General features: G+C 59.4%; 15 protein-coding genes and 5 pseudogenes. 7 read left to right on the top strand and 13 right to left on the bottom strand.

Annotated elements, in window-relative coordinates:
* A partial coding sequence (locus D2V07_RS17510; protein WP_147367062.1) for an acyl-CoA carboxylase subunit beta occupies positions 1 to 1,118 on the bottom strand: 1,118 nt, incomplete at its 3' end.
* Between the two features lie 111 nt (positions 1,119 to 1,229).
* On the opposite strand from D2V07_RS17510, the gene D2V07_RS17505 reads away from it, so the two are divergent.
* The 4 genes from D2V07_RS17505 to D2V07_RS17490 all read left to right on the top strand — a co-directional run bounded on the left by D2V07_RS17505 (position 1,230) and on the right by D2V07_RS17490 (position 6,761).
* Entirely contained in the window at positions 1,230 to 2,669 is a 1,440-nt protein-coding gene (locus D2V07_RS17505) for a helix-turn-helix domain-containing protein (RefSeq protein WP_119588193.1), read from the top strand.
* Positions 2,670 to 2,881: 212 nt separating this feature from the next.
* Complete coding sequence (locus D2V07_RS17500) at positions 2,882 to 3,295, top strand: hypothetical protein (protein WP_119588192.1); 414 nt, start codon at positions 2,882 to 2,884, stop codon at positions 3,293 to 3,295.
* Between the two features lie 78 nt (positions 3,296 to 3,373).
* Positions 3,374 to 5,431, top strand: a complete 2,058-nt coding sequence (locus tag D2V07_RS17495; RefSeq protein WP_119588191.1) for a TonB-dependent receptor family protein — start codon at positions 3,374 to 3,376, stop codon at positions 5,429 to 5,431.
* Positions 5,432 to 5,444: 13 nt separating this feature from the next.
* On the top strand, positions 5,445 to 6,761 hold the full coding sequence (locus D2V07_RS17490) for a PepSY-associated TM helix domain-containing protein (protein ID WP_119588190.1): 1,317 nt from the start codon (positions 5,445 to 5,447) through the stop codon (positions 6,759 to 6,761).
* 439 nt (positions 6,762 to 7,200) lie between these two features.
* Here D2V07_RS17490 and D2V07_RS19180 read toward each other — a convergent pair whose 3' ends face one another.
* The 7 genes and pseudogenes from D2V07_RS19180 to D2V07_RS17465 all read right to left on the bottom strand — a co-directional run.
* Positions 7,201 to 7,425 (bottom strand): ATP-binding protein, encoded by a 225-nt coding sequence (locus tag D2V07_RS19180; protein WP_407641608.1) that lies wholly within the window; start codon positions 7,423 to 7,425, stop codon positions 7,201 to 7,203.
* A 141-nt stretch (positions 7,426 to 7,566) separates the two neighbouring features.
* Positions 7,567 to 7,785: pseudogene (locus tag D2V07_RS19175) on the bottom strand (ATP-binding protein); the annotation flags it as partial.
* A gap of 117 nt (positions 7,786 to 7,902) precedes the next feature.
* Positions 7,903 to 8,046: a hypothetical protein gene (locus D2V07_RS19090; RefSeq protein ID WP_199698831.1), complete on the bottom strand. Its 144-nt coding sequence runs from the start codon at positions 8,044 to 8,046 to the stop codon at positions 7,903 to 7,905.
* A 60-nt stretch (positions 8,047 to 8,106) separates the two neighbouring features.
* Positions 8,107 to 8,419 (bottom strand): annotated as a pseudogene (locus tag D2V07_RS18945) (hypothetical protein); the annotation flags it as partial.
* On the bottom strand, positions 8,388 to 9,344 hold the full coding sequence (locus D2V07_RS17475) for an NADPH:quinone oxidoreductase family protein (protein ID WP_233548503.1): 957 nt from the start codon (positions 9,342 to 9,344) through the stop codon (positions 8,388 to 8,390). The pseudogene D2V07_RS18945 and the gene D2V07_RS17475, both read right to left, overlap by 32 nt.
* 692 nt (positions 9,345 to 10,036) lie before the next feature.
* A pseudogene (locus tag D2V07_RS17470) lies at positions 10,037 to 10,406 on the bottom strand (transposase); the annotation flags it as partial.
* 4 nt (positions 10,407 to 10,410) lie between these two features.
* Positions 10,411 to 11,009: pseudogene (locus D2V07_RS17465) on the bottom strand (transposase); the annotation flags it as partial.
* A gap of 42 nt (positions 11,010 to 11,051) precedes the next feature.
* Here D2V07_RS17465 and D2V07_RS17460 point away from each other — a divergent pair.
* Positions 11,052 to 12,125: pseudogene (locus D2V07_RS17460) on the top strand (IS3 family transposase); the annotation flags it as partial.
* Positions 12,126 to 12,861: 736 nt separating this feature from the next.
* Here the strand turns inward: D2V07_RS17460 and D2V07_RS17455 are convergent.
* Both D2V07_RS17455 and D2V07_RS17450 read right to left on the bottom strand, forming a co-directional pair.
* Positions 12,862 to 14,448, bottom strand: coding sequence for an ABC1 kinase family protein (locus tag D2V07_RS17455; protein ID WP_119588187.1), 1,587 nt, complete (start codon positions 14,446 to 14,448; stop codon positions 12,862 to 12,864).
* Positions 14,445 to 14,933: a MarR family winged helix-turn-helix transcriptional regulator gene (locus tag D2V07_RS17450; protein WP_233548502.1), complete on the bottom strand. Its 489-nt coding sequence runs from the start codon at positions 14,931 to 14,933 to the stop codon at positions 14,445 to 14,447. Before D2V07_RS17450 ends, D2V07_RS17455 begins: the two co-directional genes overlap by 4 nt.
* 402 nt (positions 14,934 to 15,335) lie before the next feature.
* On the opposite strand from D2V07_RS17450, the gene D2V07_RS17445 reads away from it, so the two are divergent.
* Both D2V07_RS17445 and D2V07_RS18745 read left to right on the top strand, forming a co-directional pair.
* Positions 15,336 to 15,953: a hypothetical protein gene (locus D2V07_RS17445; protein WP_199698830.1), complete on the top strand. Its 618-nt coding sequence runs from the start codon at positions 15,336 to 15,338 to the stop codon at positions 15,951 to 15,953.
* Positions 15,943 to 16,182, top strand: coding sequence for a hypothetical protein (locus D2V07_RS18745; protein WP_119586694.1), 240 nt, complete (start codon positions 15,943 to 15,945; stop codon positions 16,180 to 16,182). Before D2V07_RS17445 ends, D2V07_RS18745 begins: the two co-directional genes overlap by 11 nt.
* A gap of 134 nt (positions 16,183 to 16,316) precedes the next feature.
* Here D2V07_RS18745 and D2V07_RS17440 read toward each other — a convergent pair whose 3' ends face one another.
* Genes D2V07_RS17440 through sucC form a run of 3 tightly spaced genes read right to left on the bottom strand, consistent with a single transcriptional unit; the run spans position 16,317 to position 19,695 of the window.
* Entirely contained in the window at positions 16,317 to 17,546 is a 1,230-nt protein-coding gene (locus D2V07_RS17440) for an NAD(P)/FAD-dependent oxidoreductase (RefSeq protein WP_119588186.1), read from the bottom strand.
* A gap of 56 nt (positions 17,547 to 17,602) precedes the next feature.
* Complete coding sequence (gene sucD / locus D2V07_RS17435) at positions 17,603 to 18,493, bottom strand: succinate--CoA ligase subunit alpha (protein ID WP_119588185.1); 891 nt, start codon at positions 18,491 to 18,493, stop codon at positions 17,603 to 17,605.
* On the bottom strand, positions 18,490 to 19,695 hold the full coding sequence (gene sucC, locus D2V07_RS17430) for an ADP-forming succinate--CoA ligase subunit beta (protein ID WP_119588184.1): 1,206 nt from the start codon (positions 19,693 to 19,695) through the stop codon (positions 18,490 to 18,492). The genes sucD and sucC overlap by 4 nt, the downstream gene beginning before the upstream one ends.
* Positions 19,696 to 19,711 lie beyond the last annotated feature (16 nt).

The following is a 19,711-nucleotide window of genomic DNA, read 5'->3' as shown; positions in this document are numbered from 1 at the left end:
TTGTGTTCCTGGCTCGTGCCGGGAAGGAAGCCGGGCACGTCCACGAAGGTGACGATCGGGATGCTGAACGCATCGCAGAAGCGCACGAAGCGCGCCGCCTTGCGGCTGGCGTCGATGTCGAGCACGCCGGCGAGCACCATCGGCTGGTTGGCGACGAAGCCCACGGGCTTGCCCTCGATCCGGCCAAAGCCTGTGATGATGTTCGCGCCGTGCTTTGGCTGGATCTCGAAGAAGTTGCCGTCGTCGACAACCTTACGGATCAGTTCGTGCATGTCGTAGGGCATGTTGGAACTGGCGGGGATCAGCGTGTCGAGGCTGTCCTCGCGCCGGTCCCACGGATCGTCGGTCGGCAGGTGCGGCAGCGGGTCGCGGTTGCTCTCCGGCACGAAGCCGATCAGTTCGCGCGCGGCCAGCAGCGCCTCGATATCGTTCTCGAGAGCAAGGTCGGCAACGCTCGTCTTGGTCGTGTGCACCACCGCGCCGCCGAGGTCTTCCTGCGTGACTTCCTCGTTGGTGACGGTCTTCACCACCTCGGGCCCGGTCACGAACATGTAGGAGCTGTCCTTCACCATGAAGATGAAGTCTGTCATGGCCGGTGAGTACACCGCCCCGCCCGCGCACGGCCCCATGATCAGGCTGAGCTGCGGGATGACGCCCGATGCCAGCACGTTCTTCTGGAACACCTCGGCATAGCCGCCAAGGCTGGCCACGCCTTCCTGGATGCGCGCCCCGCCGCTGTCATTGAGCCCGATCACCGGCGCGCCGACCTTCATGGCATTGTCCATCACCTTGCAGATCTTCTCCGCGTGACGCTTGCTGAGAGAGCCGCCGAACACGGTGAAATCCTGGCTGAAGACATAGACCAGCCGCCCGTTGATCGTGCCGCTGCCGGTCACGACACCGTCGCCCGGTATCTTCTGGTCCTGCATGCCGAAATCGACGCAGTCGTGCTCGACGTAGGTATCGAGTTCCTCGAAGCTGCCCTCGTCCAGCAGCACGTCCAGCCGCTCGCGCGCGGTCAGCTTGCCCCTGGCATGCTGCGCATCAATACGCTTCTGGCCACCGCCCATCCGGGCGGCTTCTCGGCGACGTTCCATCTCGGCTATATTGGCGGACATAAAAAACACTTGCTGCTGTTGCGAATGGGGCGGAGTGAAACCCATCCGTAACGCAGTCCAATGTTAATTTGCAAAATTGCAAAAGGGAGCTTTGCAAACTACGCTCTCGCGATGACACAGCGCCCGAGGATCTTCGCCGGAAGCCAGCTGAGGAAACTCAGAAACAGGAAGGGCCTGCAGCAGACCGACCTGGCAGCATTGCTCGCGATCAGTTCGTCATACCTGAGCCAGCTCGAACACGATGACCGCCCCCTGACCCCGAGACTGGCGGAGAAGCTGGCGACGCTTTTCCCGGTCGACTGGCAGGACTTCGAACTCGACGAGACCGAGCATCTTGCAGACGCATTGCGCCAGGCGGTCGCCGATCCGGTGTTCGCCGATCCGGTGCCGCCTGCGACCCTTACGCGCATTGCCGAACAGCAACCCGCGTTCGCCCGGCGGTTCGTGGAACTGCACGAAATCTATCGCCGCACGAGCCAGCGCCTGGAAATCGTCGACGAGGCGATATCCGCCGAAAGCCCGACCGGCTCGCGCTTGCCCTGGGAAGAGGTGCGGGACTGGTTCCACCTGTCGAACAACTATGTCGACAGGCTGGATCGCGAGGCCGAGGCCTTGCATCACGCGATGGCCGATGACACCCACAACGTCAGCACGGGGTCCCTGCGCGACTATCTGCAGGAATTGCACGGCGTGAACGTGGTTCTGGATCAGAGCGACACATTGCGCGCCTACGATGCCTCGACACAAACTCTCGTCATCGATGCCGGCCAGCCAGCCGCAGGCATTCGCTTTCAACTGGCATGCCACCTGGTAGCCTGCTCGCTTAGCGAGCCGATCGACGATATTGCGGCCAGTTCGGGCTTGCGAACCGCAACTGCGCGCGCACTGCTGAAGCTGGGGCTGGCGAACTATGCGGCAGGCGCGATCCTGATGCCTTATGAGAGGTTTCGTCGCACTGCGCGCGAATATCGCAACGACGTCGACCGCATCAGTTCGATCTACAGGACGAGTTTCGAGCAGACCTGTCACCGCCTGTCGACCCTGCAGCGCAGCGGATCCCGGGGCCTGCCGGTGTTCTTCTGCCGCGTCGACATGGCAGGAAATATCACCAAGCGGCATAGTGCCACCCGGCTTCAGTTTGCGCGCTACGGTGGTGGCTGCCCGCTGTGGATCGTGCACGAGGCGGTGGCCATTCCCGACCGCGTACTGGTCCAGATGGCAGAAACCCCCGATGGTGTCCGCTACGTCTCGATGGCCAAGGGCCTGGTGAAAACCACCGGACGGTTCGATCGCCAGCCCCGCCGCTATGCCGTTGCGCTGGGCTGCGAGGCAAAGCACGCCGACGAATTCATATACGCCGATACCCTCGACACCTCGCCCGCAGGCAGTGCCACCCCGATCGGGCCATCCTGCCGCATCTGTCCACGCGCAGACTGCGATCAACGCGCCTACCCGCCCAGCGATCATGCGATTGCGATAGACCACCACAGGCGCAGCGTGGTGCCTTACGATCTCGAAAAACAAGGCCCCGGACCGGCACGCAGCGACTAGGGAGCATCGCGAGATGCGAGACCTGTACGGCGAACAACTGCCGGACCTGTAGGTGACGCACCGCATTCCAGCGCCCCGCACCATACCCTCGGGTAAATCCCGAGCAGCCACTTTCAACCTGTCCGATACGGGGTGACGCGCGCGCGGTTTCCAAGTAGGGCGCCGACCCGATGCCAGCGCTACAGCATATACGGCGGTCGCCGCCCTGGAGGATGATATCCATCCTGCTGCTGGCCTTTGGACTGAATGCGCTGGCACCCTCGGGTTACATGATTTCGGCGACCGATGGCGGGTTGCCGACGGTCATTGTCTGCCCAGAAACGCATCCGCTGGCCCGTGCAGTCGCCGCATCGCGTGAAGAGCATCAGATGCATGGCAGCATGGCGATGGATCATGCTGCCATGGGCCACCCTGATGACGACGGCACTGCGCCGGTTACGGCAAGCGATGGGCACTGCACATTGGCAAGCGCTGCCAAGCTCGCACTGCCTTCTGCCGATGAAACCCTGCGGGCAGCAGACACGGCCTATGCCGTCCTGCTCGGCCTCAGTATTGTCCGACCCTTGCAGCTTCGTGAGGCGCCGTATCTTCGCCCGCCGCTGCGCGGTCCGCCTCCGTCGATCTGACACCGCCATTCCATTCAGATCACGCGCACCGCGGTCGGAGTTCCAATTCCCGGCCGCGCCGCGCATCGGAGAAAATACGTGAAGATTTCGCATCTTGCGCTGGGCGCAGCCACGCTGGCTGCCGCCTCGCCTGCCCTTGCAAGCACCGACGACACCACCACCGAAGACACCACGATCGAAGACACTGCTGCCGATAGGAGACCAGAGCGCACCATCATCGTGACCGGCACTCCAACCATCGAACAGGTCGAAACCGTTCTCGAACGCACCCCCGGCGGGGTCGACATCATCTCGGACGAAGACTTCAAGGACACCCCGGTCCAGCATATCGAGGACATTCTTCGCTACGCTCCCGGTGTCATCACCCAGCGCCGCATGGGCGACGACGCGCGCATTTCCATCCGCGGATCCGGCCTGTCACGCGCCTATGGGGTGCGCGGTATCGCCGTTCTTCTCGACGGCATTCCCATGAACACTTCCGACGGTCTGATGGATTTCTTCGAGATCGATCCGAGCGCCTATCGATATGTCGAGGTCTATCGCGGTTCGAATGCCCTGCGCTACGGGGCCAACGTTCTGGGCGGAGCGATTAACCTCGTGACCCCTACAGGCCGGGATGCGGCAACCTTCGAGGGCCGAGTTGATGCTGGCAGCTTCGGCTACGTCAAGAGTCAAGCCAGCACCGGCGGCGTGTCGGGCGACCTGGACTATTTCGTCACCGCCTCGGTGCAGACGATCGACGGGTATCGCGACCACAGCGGGGGAGACGCAGTCCGCGCGAACGCCAATCTCGGCTACCGTTTCTCGGAAGGCGCGGCGACCCGCTTCTACGTGACCGCCGCGAGCACCGATCAGCGCATTCCCGGCGAGGTGAGCAAGGACACCGCGCTGAACGATCCACGCGCTGCGAATCCCGTGTGGGTCCTTCAGGACCAGCAGCGCAATGTCGATTCGATACGGATTTCAAACAAGACCGGCTTCGCGTTCGGCAGTACCGCAGTGGATGTCGGCGCGTTCTACAACTGGCGCCATGTCGACCACCCGATCTACCAGTATCTGGACTACACCGTCGACGACTACGGCGTGTTCGCGCGCGCGGTGGATGAACGATCGCTCGGCGGGTTCGAGAACCGTCTTGTCGCCGGGATCAACCTGCACAATGGCGTCATCGATACCGAGCAGTTCGTGAACCAGCCCGGAGCGGTGAAAGGCCCGCTCGCAGCGTCTATGATCGACCGTTCGGGCAACTTCTCGATCTATGCCGAGAATTCGCTGTCCGTTCTGTCCGATCTGGCGCTGATTGCCGGTGTCCAGTATCTGCATACCACCCGCGACCGGGAAGACCGCTTCCTGGCCAACGGCGATCAATCCGGCCGCCGCGTGTTCGACCTCTGGAGTCCGAAATTCGGGGTCCTGTGGGACGTTACGCAAGAGGCGCAGGTCTTCGCGAATATCTCGCGCAGTGCGGAGGTGCCGAGCTACGATGCCAATGTCACCACGGCCGTAAACCTCCAGGCGCAGCGGGCGACGACATACGAAGTCGGCACACGCGGCAAAGTCGCCGGAATCGGCTGGGACTTGGCACTCTACCGGTCCGAACTGCGCGACGAGTTGCAATGCCTCACCACCGGTCCGTTCAGCGCGTGCAGCATCGTCAACGCACCGCGAACGGTCCACCAGGGTATCGAAGCCGGGCTTAGCGGGTCGATCCCAATCGGCACGAAAGGCGACACGCTCGCATTGACGGGGGCCTACACCTTTAGCGACTTTAGCTTCGACGACGATCCTATCTACGGCGACAACGAATTGCCCGGCGTCCCATCGCATATCCTGAATGCCGAAATCGTCTTCGCGCACCGAAGCGGCTTCTATGCGGGCCCAAGTCTGGAGTGGGTGCCGGCAAGCTATTTCGCGGACAATGCGAACACGCTCACGGTCGATCCCTACGCCCTGCTGGGCTTCAAGGCCGGATACGATACCGGTTCGGGCCTGTCGTTCTACCTCGAGGGCCGCAACCTTACCGATCGGCGATACATATCGACAGTCGCCGTTGCCGGCACGGCTTCTCCGACTTCGGAACTCTTCAACCCGGGAACGGGGCGCGCCGTCTTCGGCGGCGTTCGCGCGCGGTTCTAAGGGGAGGACGACCATGGCCGATACCGCGACCTATCGCATGATCTGGCGCTGGCATTTCTATGCCGGTCTGTTCGTGCTGCCTTTCGTGCTGCTGCTGTCTGTCAGCGGCGCGATCTATCTGTTCAAACCGCAGATCGACCGGTGGGAGGAACGCGATTATCGCGGCCTTTCGCTGGAGGACGCGGTGTCGGCCGACCGTCAGTTGGAAGCGGTGCAACAAGTCTTGCCGTCCGGCGCGTTCAACCATTACCGGCTGCCCGAAAACCCGGGCGATGCCGCGATGGTGCAGATGGGACTGCCGGATGGATCGCTGACCGAAGTATTCGTCTCACCCCAGGGGCAGGTGCTCGGCGCTCTCGATCCGGCGGAGCGGATTTCCAATGTCGTGTCGCGCTTCCATGGATCATTGCTGATGGGCGACTGGGGTGACCGATTGGTGGAACTGGCGGCGAGCTGGACCATCGCGATGATCCTGACCGGACTCTATCTGTGGTGGCCGAGGCCGTCTCGCGCCGGCGGGATATTGTGGCCCCGTTTCACGCTCAGGGGCCGTGCGCTGATGAAGGATTTGCACCGGGTGACCGGTTTCTGGATCGCGGGGCTGGTGCTCCTGATGCTCGCCAGCGGTCTTCCGTGGACGGGCACCTGGGGCAGTGCCTTCGCCTGGGCCCGCGCCGAACTTGGCCTTGTGCAGGGCGCACAGGAATGGAGCGTCGGCGCGGACGAGGCCGCCATCGCCGCGCCGGTGGCGCACAATCACGGCGCCGAGCCTCCGGCCACGACGCCGCCGCCTGAAGTGCCTGCACGATCATTGCCGCTCTCCGCGTTCGTCGCGCGGGCCGAAGCCGAGGCGATGGCCTTCCCGGTTCTGGTGCTGCCGCCACACGCTCCCCAGAGCTTCGCCCCACCTACGGGGGATGAGTGGACCGTGAAGTCCGGGACGCAGAACCGACCGCTCGTGCGCGCTGTTACCTACGATCCACAAACCGCAGCAGAGCTGTCGCGCAGCGGCTTCGCCGACAAGCATCCCATCGACCAGGCAGTAAATATCGGCATCGCGTGGCACGAGGGCGCCCTGTTCGGCCTCGCCAACCAGATTATGGGACTGCTCACTGCCCTGGCATTGATTGCACTATCCGTGCTCGGCGTAGCTCTATGGCTAAAGCGCCGACCAACAGGCAAATTGGCAGCACCGCACCGCGGTGGACGTCTGCCTCGTCCACTCATCGCCCTGGTCGCCATTCTAGCGCTGCTTCTGCCGCTATTCGGCATCTCACTGCTCGCGATCCTCTTGATCGACAAGGCGAGGCGGACCCTCGTTCGTCGATAGCAAAGGCTGCCTGCCTCGTCCGGTTCCCCGAGCATGCATGCGCGTCTCCCACCCAGCAGATGGCGAGATAGAGCCGCGAAGTCGATACTGCGATCTCTACTGACAGGAATGTTATGAGGCGGCTCGAATGGGGTGCTTAAAAAATGGCGGCTTTGCGCCATTTAGGAATTTGGTGCCCAGAAGAGGCATCAAATTCGTTCTTTTTTCCCTCTTAGTTTCAGAGACTTAGTAAATTCGCTCTGGCCAAAAAGCCCTCAAAAGGCCCGCAAATGGCGCTTAATGTACTGGTTTGATGCCTTCTTAGGGACTCGAGAAAGCATCTTTACTTCCGGGAAACTAGCCAAGATCGATGCCCGCTAAGAGCCCGTATTCCGTTGAAAACTCCCGCATTCGCTGGGGCTGAAGTCCTTAATTACTCTTCATGGGCAAAGCACAGACGTTACGATGATGGATGAGAAGACAGTGATGCAGGAGGTGTCAAACGAACTAAGGATTTGACCCCGTGGACGAAGTGAAGAACTGCCCCCCTTTCGTGGAGCAGTTGCGTTGCTGGTTCTGAGCGAAGCCAATAGCTGTCACTGCGGATGGTAATGACTGTGGAACGGTGCACCAGTCTGTCGAGCATTGCCGAGGCAGCGACAGGATCGCCGAAGACGCAGCCCATTCGCCCACCAATCAGTTTGAAGTGATCAGGATCGAGCCTTTTTCGTAGCGCCGTGAGACAGGTGGAAGAACAGATGGGCGGCGTGGCCTCGAACGGCAGATAGCCCAATTAGTCGACGACCTGCAACTTAGGGTGGTTGAACTAGGTCATTTGCTCGTCAAACAGGCCCTCGTCATGCGCCTTGACCAGCATCGCCACCAAGTTGCTGCGGTAACGAACTGGGCCGAGTAGTTCTGCCGACTGGCTTCCCGGGTCCAATGCGACCGCGAGGTATGCTTTGCCGGTTCCCGGCGGGCACAGCAGCAGCGTCGTGTCGCCATGCGTGATCCACCGGCAGGTCGCCAGTGCCCGTATCTGGCCGGGATCCGACGAAGCTTAGGCATCAAACTCGAAGCCGTCGAGCTCATGCACGAATGGGAACTGTGCGATTTTGCTGGCCACGGTGATGCGCTGCTCGTCAAGCGAGGCAATCTCGTGCTAGACGAAGAAGGTCAGAGACTCGCGCAAGGTCATTTCCGAGCGGGCGGCTTCGTCCAGTAGCGTATTAAGCTGGTCGCGGATCGCAGTAAGCTTGAGCCGGTCGAGCATCGCTAAAACCGCGTCATGATCGATCGGCGCCATCTCCAGCCTCCCCCCAACAACCGCTTCATAATCTCCGAGCGGCCGCAACAAAGCCGACGTTTACACGGGCGGGGGCGGTAGTTCGCGGATGGGACAAGCGCCGACCGACCCTGTTAAGTGGGCTTTGTCAGCGACCGGCTGACGGTACCCTTCGCGAACCAGGAGGTCGGCGACTACTCCGCCGGCATGCCGCACGATAACGCGGCCTGCCAACCCCATGACCTGCACAGTCTCTCCGACCAGGTGCCACTGGACCGATTGGTCCAGATGGGCGACAAAGACGGACTAAAAGGAATCGGCGACCGGCGATCGCATTGTGCTTCAGATAATTGACGCCAAGTTCATCCTTGCCTTTGGTGCGGGCCTGACGTGGCAATTATCACTTTGCCTACTGTTCGCCGTGAGCGCAGCGATTCCATAGCTGCCACGAGATCTTCCATTGGATACAAATCCCGGATCAAGGGGCGAATTTCACCTCGGGAGCATTGCTCGACAAGTTTCTGCTGTATGGTGCGGATCGCTTCCGGCGCGCGGTCGAAGCTCCAGTATACACCGTGCACACTGGCGGATTTAACCAGCATGTAGTTCGCCTTGAGAGCCTGAATCTTGCCACCTGCAAAGCCGCATACCAACAGCCTGCCCTCCCATGCCAAAAGGCGCAAGCTTTGTTCCGAGGTTTCTCCGCCAACCGGATCCAGGATTATATCGACCCCATCTGGAGCAAAGGCTCTGACTTGCTCAGGCCAATCACTCTGACGGTAATCGATCACATGATCCGCTCCATTCTCTTTCGCTACTCTCCGCTTATCTTCGTCCCCTGCCGTAGCAATGATGCGGGCTCCCACGGTCTTTGCAAGTTGAGTGGCAGCAAAGCCCAATCCGCCTGCCGCCGCATGGATTAAAATTGTATCTCCCCTTTTGAGATTGCCTTTCACGAAAAGGGCGATGTGGGCGGTGGTGTAGGAAACCGGAAGAGCGGCCGCAATTGGGGCTGGCAGATCTCCTATTGCCATCAAACGATCGGAAGGGACGGCACAGTATTGTGCAAAGGCGCCATTGCGGATCTGGCCTGCCACCCTGTCACCCGGAGAAAACTTTGAGCCTTTGATAGTCTCAACGACGGTTCCCGCTAGCTCGTTGCCCGGGATAAAAGGAGGTTCGATCCGATCTTGATAGTTTCCTGCAATAGCGATTTCGTCGGCGAAATTTAGACCTGCCGCTTCAATTTTGACTAGCGTATCCGCTCGATCCTCTTGCCCTACCTCGAGTTTTGGTATGGCAGTTTGGTTCAAGATCATTTCCTTTGGTTTGCCATATTTCCTGACGATCCAAGCTTTCATGGTCTCCAATTCAGTCTCCCTTGTCTGGACATAACCATGCGCATAGGTATGGACAATTTCTAAGATTGCAACTGGGCGTGATAGTAATGGTTCTTCTAATTCTCGAGCGATCTCCCCTCTGACTTGTGGGCCGACCCCACTGAATGGTCGGCATATTCGATTGCACGCAAATGCTTTCGGCACTGATCTTGTGTGCAGGTGGGCCATCCGTGAACTGAAGGGCTGCCGTGGAGGTGTCCAGCCTTCCGATGGCCGAGGGCGAGCGTAAGGATCTGTAGAATCTGGCCTTCGCAGTGGCCGGACTCCCTGTGTCCGTCAGCATCAATGGCACTGTCTTGAGGTTGTGATTAAAGGAAGGATTTGGGCTTCCTCGTAGTGGGGAAGGAACGAATCTATGGACGCCTCCCGCGCAAGGTGGATTTTTGATCGTGCTGCGGCATTGGATGCGTGAATCTATCCGGCCTATCGATCGAAGCAAATTTGCTTCTGGCCATGATGGGAATCCGCGCGGTTCAGTGCCTTCTAAGATGAGCGCCCTCGAAGGCCATCGTTCCTCACAGGCTGTGAAGCGACGGACCGTGCCGTTACACCATCAAGTCTTGACCTCGCATTTGAAGCCATTCGTGATCCCGCTCAGCGCTGAGCCATGGTCACGCGATCTTGTAGCTCTCTCCGCTGCGCAATATCGCCCATGCCATGCGAGCCGTCTTGTTCGCCATGGCGACGAGCGTCTTGTCGTGCCCAGCTCGAGATAGCAGGTCCTGCGCCCATTTTGATCGCGGGTCTTCGTGCTTGCTGATCCTTAGCAATGTCCATCGAGCCCCGTGAATAAGTTGCCGTCTGAGATAATGGTTGGCCCTGCTTCCGATGCCGCCAAGCCTTGGTTTGTCGCCGGTCGTGTATTGTCGCGGCACCAGACCTATCCAGGCAGAGAGGGCTCCGGCTTGATTTGAAGTGTCGGCCATCGTCAATCGCGGCCACCAAGGAGGTCGCGACGATCGGTCCTACGCCAGGTAGCGTGGTCGAGCACCTCGTTGGCGCCATCGGCGCGGACACCCGGGGAGATGTGGATGGCCTTTTTGCGGACCATGCCTTCATCGCGGATCTTGACCCGGATCGCATCGAAGAAGACGAGCGGGTAAACCGGATCGAGCGGCCGCTGGTGCCAGCTGGCGACTTCGTCGAGCACGGCGTCGGTCACGGTGCTGATCAGGTCCGGCGACACGTCAATGCCATATAGATCGTACAGATGCTGGTGATCTCCCGGGTGCTCATGCCACGCGCATACACCGAAATGATCTTGTCATCGAAGCCAGGGAAACGGCGCTGGTACTTCATGATCAGTTACAGCTCGAAGCTCGGCTGATGGTCTCGCGGAAACATGATCTCCAGCTTGCCGGCATCTGTGATTACGCTCTTGCGGCCATAGCCATTGCGCGTGTTCCCGGCCTCTTCATCGCTGGTCAGACGATGAACCGTCTCCGCATTCAAGGCGCGCTCGGTCAGCGCCTTCTTCAGAGAATCCAGCAAGCCGCCTAGTTCGAAAGCGGCGCTGGCGGCACCGCCTGCCAATAACTGGTCAAGAAGCTCATTCGGTATCGCAGGTTCTTTGCGTTGGAACATAGTGGGACTCCCTTCACCCATTATGCCCGCCTACACACGGAATTGCTGACAGTCCCGCATGACTGCGGATGGGGAAGAAGACGAATGAAATATTCCGCATCCGAGAAGCTCGAGATCATCCGGATCGTCGAGCAGGCGCGTCTGCCCGCCAAACGCATGCTGGACCAACTCGGCATCGCTCGGCAGACTTTCTATCACTGGTATTAGCGTTACCTCGAAGGCGGGCCGGAGGCGCTCCAGGACCGCCCTTCAGCGCCAAGCCGGGCATGGAACCGCATCGGAGACGATATCCAGGACCAGATCTTCGAGATAGCGCTGAAGCAGACCGAACTATCTCCGCGCGAGCTGGCGGTGCGCTTCATCAAAGAGCGGCGCTACTTCGTGTCGGAAGCCACGGTCTATCGGCTCCTGAAGGCCCGCGATCTGATCACCAGCCCGGCCTATTCGGTGATCAAGGCCGCCCAAGCGTTCCACACGCAGACCACGCGCCCCAACGAGATGTGGCAGACTGATTTTACCCACTTCAAGATCATCGGATGGGGCTGGATGTACCTGTCCACCGTATTCGACGACTTCTCGCGCTACATCATTGCCTGGAAGCTCTGCACCACAATGCGAGCCGAGGACGTCACTGACACGCTCGACATGGCTCTGACAGCTTCAGGCTGCGACCACGCTAATGTCCTGCACAGGCCGCGCCTGCTCAGCGATAACAGCCCCAGCTACATCGCCGGAGAACTGGCCGACTATCTAAACGGCAAGCAAATGGACCACGTGCGCGGCGCACCCTTCCATCCCCCGACCCAAGGCAAGATCGAGCGCTGGCACCAGACCCTGAAGAACCGCCTGCTCCTCGAAAATTACTTCCTGCCCGGCGATCTGGAACACCAGATCGAGGCCTTCGTCAAGCATTACAACCACCAACGCTACCACGAGAGCCTCGACAACCTGACACCCGCCGATGCCTACTTCGGTAAGTCAACTGCCATCACCAAACGACGCGAAAGGATCGAGCGAGAGACACTCGAATATTGGCGCTTGCAACACCGCAAGCTCGCCGCAAAAAATAACCATCAGACGAAATCCGCACTCGCAATCCTACGCCGCGAGTTGTGACTAATGTTCAGACAACGGACAGCTTAATGTCGATGCGGCCTAGTCGTGAACAGAAATGAACAGATCGACTTCTTATCGCAAGCCTCGGTCCCTCCCTGCGCCCCCTTCACCTAAGAATCTTTTGAGTAAAGGGTGGCATACTGCGATGGTAGGGGGGAGGCCGATGGGACCCAGAGGATCTTGAAAATCGCGCCTTACCACGAGATCAATTGGTATCTTTTAAGATGTTCTTTCAAATACTCGACCAAGGTCGACCAGCGATTGCGGTAGTGTATCCCTGCCGCCCCCTTGGCCCAGCGCGAGGAGCGCACGTAGACCGAGTTGCACTTGCTGTTTTGATCGTGTATGTTGCGCTGGGAGCAGCCGACCCGCACACGTGAAGTATGGCAATCAGGTATAGCCAATATCTCCTGATGGTTGTGCCCAGCGACCTCGTTTAAGTGCTCGTTTGAGCGGCAGCAGTGGCCCGATCAGTTCGTATTCCGCGGAACACAAATTACCGCGACCCATGACTGCTTAACAACAAGCAGTCTTGGTTAATAACTCAGTCCGATTTGCAATCCACTTTGTCAACCCCGGCCTAGAACCCGATACTCTGGCCTGTCACGCACCCGCAGCAAGGTGCCGGCAGGCCCTGACTTAACCGGTTTCCGTTCGGTCAAACTTACTCTGCCCTGTTCTGTCTGAATCAGATGCTGACCGGCCGTCATCGAATCGTTCTCCGCAGAAGACTCGTTCAGTTCCATTTTCGAACAAGAGCGAATACCGCGAAAGCCACAACAATTCCTGCCAGTAACAACGATTGGTCGGCCAGCAATGCGGCAGAAACGATCAACGCGGCGACCACGGGACCCTTGACGGGGGTGCTGCGGTGCCCTTCCCGCGTCAGATGGTTCAGACTGGCTGGGTCGATGGACACCTGAATCGTACCCGATCGAGCGACCGAGGCAACGTTCTCGATTAGCTCGGGTAGCGATGCCGAGAAATCAAGCAGGCCACTGCGGACCTTAGCCAAATGATTCCGCGCAGCTCCGATCGAAAATCGCTCGGCAAACAATTGCATCACGATCGGCTTCGTTTCTTCGGCGATATTGTAGTCCGGCGCCAAAGAGCGAACGAAGCCCTCTGCGGTAAGCAAGGTACGCAGCAAAATAGCGAGGTCGGGCGGCAATACGAGGCGATAATCGCGCAACAATCCGAAAACTTGATCGAAAATTGCCGCGAATTCTATCCCCGCAAGAGCTGTGCCGCGAAATTCCGCGATCAACTCATCCAGGTCCATCACCAATTGCGCGCGTTCCACGAGCGGATTGCCTGCCCAGTCGAGCAGCACATCGGCCACCTTGTCTATCTGTTCGTTCGCGATAGCGAAAATCAGTCGGACGATTTCCTGACGCCGCGCGCCGCTGAGAAAGCCCACTGAGCCGAAATCGATAAAGCCTACCTGGTTCCCTTCCATCCAGAAAACATTGCCGGGATGCGGGTCGCCATGAAACTCTCCATTGAGAAGGATCATCCGTAGCACTGCATCGGCATAGCGCTTCGCGAACTGGGCATTCCCTGCCGGATCAGTTGCCGGGTGCCGCGACGCGGGTTTTCCGCCCAGGGCTTCTTGCACATTGATCGTCAAGCCTGTGAGTTCCCAGTGGATCGCGGGCGTCTTCACCCCAAGCATCTCCAGATAACCGCCAATCCTTTCACAGGCACGTGCTTCTGCCGCCAGGTCCATCTCCCGCGCTAAATTCTTGGCGAATGTCTGAAGGAATTCCACGGGTCGATAGCGGGCAATGTCGCTTGACCGACGCTCGGCGAGGCCAGCGAGCCGTGTCAACAGCCTCATGTCCGCCTCGATCCTGGACGCCATGCCGGGTCGGCGGATTTTCACGATAGTCTCGCTTCCGTCCAGCAGGGTTGCGACATAAGTCTGCGCGATAGAGGCTGAGGCGATCGGGTTTCTCTCGAAAGCCGCGAATTCACGTTCCCAGTCGCTGCCCCAAGCCGATACAATCACCGGTTCAATCTTATCGAACGGCAGCGGTTCAACCTGGTCGTGGAGAGTGCCGAACGCGGAAATCCAGGGTTGTGTAAAGAGATCGCTTCTGGTCGCCAGGAGCTGGCCAAGCTTTATCCCGACAGGGCCGACATCGCGCAACAGCGCCACCACCGATGCAGGACGCAAGTCCTCGGTATCTGGCTCCTTCTCCGAAACCGGCATAATACCAAGCAAGCTTCCGAGATTTTTCAGACCATGCCGGGCGAAAATCTGACCGAGTTCTGCTAGCCGTGTCAGTTCACCGACACTGTTTTCCAGATCACGCTTCATTGGCTCGCTGCGCAAGTGTCGGCCTGCTTCTGATTCTCGGCAACTTTTCGAAGCATCTTATGCAGGAGGTGGATTTGAGGCGCCGACATTCCCTTCCAAAGAATTTCGTGAAGTCGATCTGCCGCTTTGCGCAGTTCCGGCCAGATGGTTCTTACTTGCTCGGTGAGGTGAAGATTCCACACTCTTCGGTCGTGCGCTGCCCGCTCTCGCTCGATCAAACCTTTTTCAACCAAAACTGAGACAGCCTGTCCTATCGTCGCCGATTCAAGTTCGAGCAGGCGAGAAATCTCACTCTGTGATAGCGTGGGTTCCCGCAACAAGCACGCGATGATCCGCCATTGTGTTTGATTAAGGTCGAGCTCCGCGACGAGAGAGTCGAATCTCCGTCGAGCGATCCTGTTCACCTCCTCCAGCAAATATAGCATGTCATCCTTGTCTTCGAGGACGTATTCATATCTCTTGTATTTCCGCATCTGTGTTTCCATCGCGTTATCCTAACTTCTTGCGAAAGACTTGTATGCTTTAGCGCAATGTCTGACATATATTTTTTAGCAGTGCCGCCATGCAAACACTCGCTAATTTCACGCTATAGCAGAAACTGAACGCGAGGATCGATCGAGTAGTTTAAGAACTGGTGGCCTACGCAGCCAGTTTGCTTTGAAAGAGCCGTCCACCCTACGCTGGATTCGCCGTTGGCCAGCGGTGCGTTTGGTATGACAGGACCCGCTCACCTTATCACCAATGGCGATGCTGAAGCAGTCTCCTTCGGGCGTGCCTTCATTGCCAATTCTGACGTATACCAACCTTTGTTGAATCTGACTCACTTGGGGATTCGCGAAATGGCGAAAGTTTAATTCAATAGCGACTTGCATCAGGAGAACGCGATAATGGGTCAAGCGAATGGTTTGCGGGATGATTTCGACGGACCGGCGCTTCGGCGACTGGACGGAAAGGCCCCGTCGATCCTCAGTGATGCGCAGCGACGCGCACTGGTCGAGGCGGTCGAGCGCGGGCCGATCCCCACGATCCATGGTGCCGTGCGCTGGCGGATGATCGACCTGACGCATTGGCTCTATAAAGAGTTCGCGGTGTCGCTCGATGCGACGACCGTCAAGCGCGAACTGAAGAAAACTGGGCTATGTGAAGCTGACCGCCCGCCCCCGTCCCCATGCGCAGAACGGACACGCCGTGGAGGCATTTACAACAGGGGCTTTGCCTCGGCAGTGGCAGAGATCCGGGCCACCCTCCCGCAGGGCACGCCAATAAAAATATGGTTTCAGGACCGCGCGCGCGTTGGGCAGAAGAACACCATCACGCACTGTTGGCCGCCGCGCGGCACGCGGCCATCTGCACCCAAGGCCCAGCGCACCAAATCAGCCCATATCTTCGGGGCCATCTGTCCCGAGGAGGGTACCCTTTTGCATCCTCGAAACAGTGACACTGCACCTGCCGAGATCGCGCTTGGAGTCTGGGTGGGCGCGGCCCGGTTGGCACATGACCGGTAAGCTCAAGAAGCCTGCCAACATCAGCATTGTCGCGCTATCGGCCAAGTGCCTCGAGTTGAACCCGATCGAGAACGTCTGGCAATTCATGCGCGACAACTGGCCCTCCAACCGCATCTTCACCTTTCACGACAACATCGTCGGCCATTGCTGCGAGGCCTGGAACAAGCTCGTCGATCAGTCGTGGCGCATCATGACCACCGGTCGCCACCAAAGGGCCCGTAGGTTCTGATCAGTCCAAGTTGGCATTACCCCAGCGCCTTGCATCCGGGGCAACGCTGGCGCAACCGGACTACACAAAGCTCTATACGAGCGAAGATAAGGGTTATTGCAATTATGCTGAATGAATGGAGAGGTATCGGCGAGCTAGAGCAGCTCTTTCAGCTGGCGAGAGGTGTCGCCGAGATCCTCAGCACTCAGAACCGCGCGCGCTTCCACGAGTTTGCGGCCTTGGACATAGTCCTTCATCGCATTGACGCAGTCGAGCGCAACAACGCGCCCGCCTTTGAGATAGATGACCGAGAAACTGCGTTCCGCAGGATCACCTCGCACGACGGTTCGATCGTGTCCGATCGAAAGACCGGCAGTCTGCAGCTTGAGATCGAACTGTTTGGACCAGAACCACGGTAGGGCCGAATAGGGTTCAGCCTTGCCGCAAATGTGCTTCGCTGCGGTTGCTGCCATATCGTTCGCATTCTGGACCGATTCGAGGCGAATGCTTGCTCCGTCGGCAAACGCGTTTTTGTGCTGGGCACAATCGCCAATTGCATAGATACCGGGCAAAGAGGTTCGGCAATAGGCATCGACCTTCACTCCGTTATCACACTGCGCACCTGCCCCGATCAGTGCATCGACATCAGGGACTATCCCGATTCCGACGATAGCGAGATCACACGCGAAACCTTCGCCGTTTTCGAGGCAGATTCTGGAAACTCTGCCGTCTTTGCCGTCAAGCGATGAAACGCTGGTAGCGAGCCGAACGTCGACACCGTGTTTCCGATGCTCCTCGGCATAGAAGTCCGAAATTTCTTCGCCGGCAACGCGCGCGAGGACCCTTGGTAATGCTTCTACCAGTGTGACATCGTGGCCTAGCTTGCGCAGAACAGCGGCAGCCTCGAGACCGATATAGCCGCCACCGATGACCCCGATTTTCCTGGTTCCGGCGTCGATCTCGGCCATGATCTGGTCGACATCGCTCTTCGTTCTTACCGCATGGATGGCGCGGAGCCCCGCACCTGGACAACTGAGTCTACGCGGGGCCCCTCCTGCAGCCCAGATCAGCTTTTGGTACGACACCTCCTCACCGTCGGCGAGCAGGACAATCTTGGCTACGGAGTTCACACTCACAACTTCGCAACCGAGCTCTAACGCGATCGATTTCTCCGCCCAGAACTTGGCTGGACGGAGCTGGATCCGCTCAAACTCTTTCTCTCGCGCCATGTACTCCTTGGACAAGGGCGGTCGCTCATAAGGAAGAACCTCCTCGCGGCCGAAGAGCGCGATTGAGCCCTCGAAGCCGTTCTGGCGCAGGCTGATCGCAGCTTGGGAGCCGGCGTGCCCAGCTCCCACAATCACAACATCATAATGTTCTGCCATCTTGTTCCTTTCGCGCTTTGCGCTTCGCAATGCCTGATCGCAGATTTGCCCACTGACTACGCCAGTTCCTTCAGCAATGCGTCGAGCGTGGTGCCCAGCTCGCTGGGGGAGGAGGCAACGCGGATCCCCGCGTCTTCCATCGCCGCGATCTTGTCGTCCGCACCGCCCTTGCCGCCGGACACGATAGCGCCAGCGTGGCCCATGCGACGACCCGGAGGAGCCGTGCGACCGGCGATGAAGCCGACCATCGGCTTGCGGCGGCCCTTGGCAGCTTCCTGCTTGATGAATTCGGCCGCTTCTTCCTCGGCGCTACCGCCGATTTCGCCGATCATGATCATCGACTTGGTTTCATCGTCGTCGAGGAACATGTCCAGCACGTCGATGAAGTTGGTGCCGTTGACGGGATCGCCGCCGATGCCGACAGCCGTGGTCTGGCCAAGGCCGACTGCGGTGGTCTGGTGCACGGCTTCATAGGTGAGCGTGCCCGAGCGCGAGACGACGCCGACGCTGCCCTTCTTGAAGATGGAGCCGGGCATGATGCCGATCTTGCACTCTTCCGGGGTCAGTACGCCGGGGCAGTTCGGGCCGATCAGGTGCGACTTGCTGCCGGTCAGCGCGCGCTTCACGGTCACCATGTCCATCACGGGAACGCCCTCTGTGATGGTGATGATCAGCTCGATCTCGGCCTCGATCGCTTCGAGGATCGCGTCAGCCGCGAAGGGCGGCGGCACGTAGATGCACGAAGCCGTCGCGCCGGTGGCTTCCTTCGCCTGGCGCACGGTATCGAATTGCGGCAGGCCGAGGTGCTCGGAACCGCCCTTACCGGGGGTGACGCCTGCAACCATCTTGGTGCCGTAATCCAGCGCCTGCTGCGTGTGGAAGGTGCCGGTGTTGCCGGTCATGCCTTGCGTGATGACCTTGGTGTTCTTATCGACGAGAATGCTCATGCGAACACCCCTTGCTTCACTTCGGCAACGATCTTCTTCGCCGCATCGCCAAGGTCGTCCGCCGGGATGATCGGCAGTCCGGAATTGGCGAGGATGTCCTTGCCCTGCTGCACGTTCGTGCCTTCCAGTCGCACGACCAGCGGAACGGACAGGTTCACTTCCTTCGCCGCGGCCACGATGCCATCGGCGATAATGTCGCACTTCATGATGCCGCCGAAAATGTTGACGAGGATGCCCTCGACAGCCGGGTCCGACAGGATGATCTTGAAAGCGGCGGTCACCTTCTCGGTGGTGGCACCGCCGCCGACATCCAGGAAGTTGGCCGGGAAAGCGCCGTTCAGCTTGATGATATCCATCGTCGCCATGGCCAGGCCCGCGCCATTCACCATGCAGCCGATATTGCCGTCCAGCTTGATGTAGGCGAGATCGTGCTTGCCCGCCTCGACCTCCATCGGGTCTTCCTCGGTCTCGTCGCGCATTTCCTCCACGTCGGAGTGGCGATAGAGCGCGTTCGAATCGAAGCTCATCTTGGTGTCGAGCACCAGCAGCTCGCCGCCTTCGGTTTCCACCAGCGGGTTGATCTCCAGCATGGCGCAGTCGAGCTTCGTGAAAGCCTCGTAGAGCTTCTTGGAAAGCTTCTGCGCTTCCTTGGCGAGACCGCCCTCCAGCTTGAGTGCGAAGGCCACGGCACGGCCATGGTGCGGCATGAAGCCGGTGGCGGGATCGATGGTGATGGTGGTGATCTTCTCGGGCGTGTTGTGCGCCACGTCCTCGATATCCATGCCGCCTTCGGTGGAAACGATCATGGCAACGCGGCTCGTCTCGCGGTCGATCACCATCGACAGGTAGTATTCCTTGGCGATATCCACGCCGTCGGTGACATAAAGACGGTTCACCTGCTTGCCTGCGTCACCCGTCTGCACGGTGACGAGCGTGTTGCCGAGCATGTCCTTCGCGTCCTGCTCGACATGTTCGATGGACTTCGCCAGCCGGACGCCGCCCTTGGCATCGGCCGGAAGTTCGGAGAACTTGCCCTTGCCGCGGCCGCCGGCGTGGATCTGCGCTTTCACCACGTAGAGCGGCCCCGGCAGCTTCTTCGCGCCTTCGACGGCTTCTTCCACGCTCATGGCCGGATAGCCGGTGGGCACGCCTATACCGAATTTCGCGAGCAGTTCCTTGGCCTGGTATTCGTGGATGTTCATGAACTTGAATTCCTAA

It is taken from the genome of Aurantiacibacter zhengii (genome assembly GCF_003584125.1).
Classification (GTDB): domain Bacteria; phylum Pseudomonadota; class Alphaproteobacteria; order Sphingomonadales; family Sphingomonadaceae; genus Alteraurantiacibacter; species Alteraurantiacibacter zhengii.
This window is presented reverse-complemented; position numbering and strand designations above follow the sequence as displayed.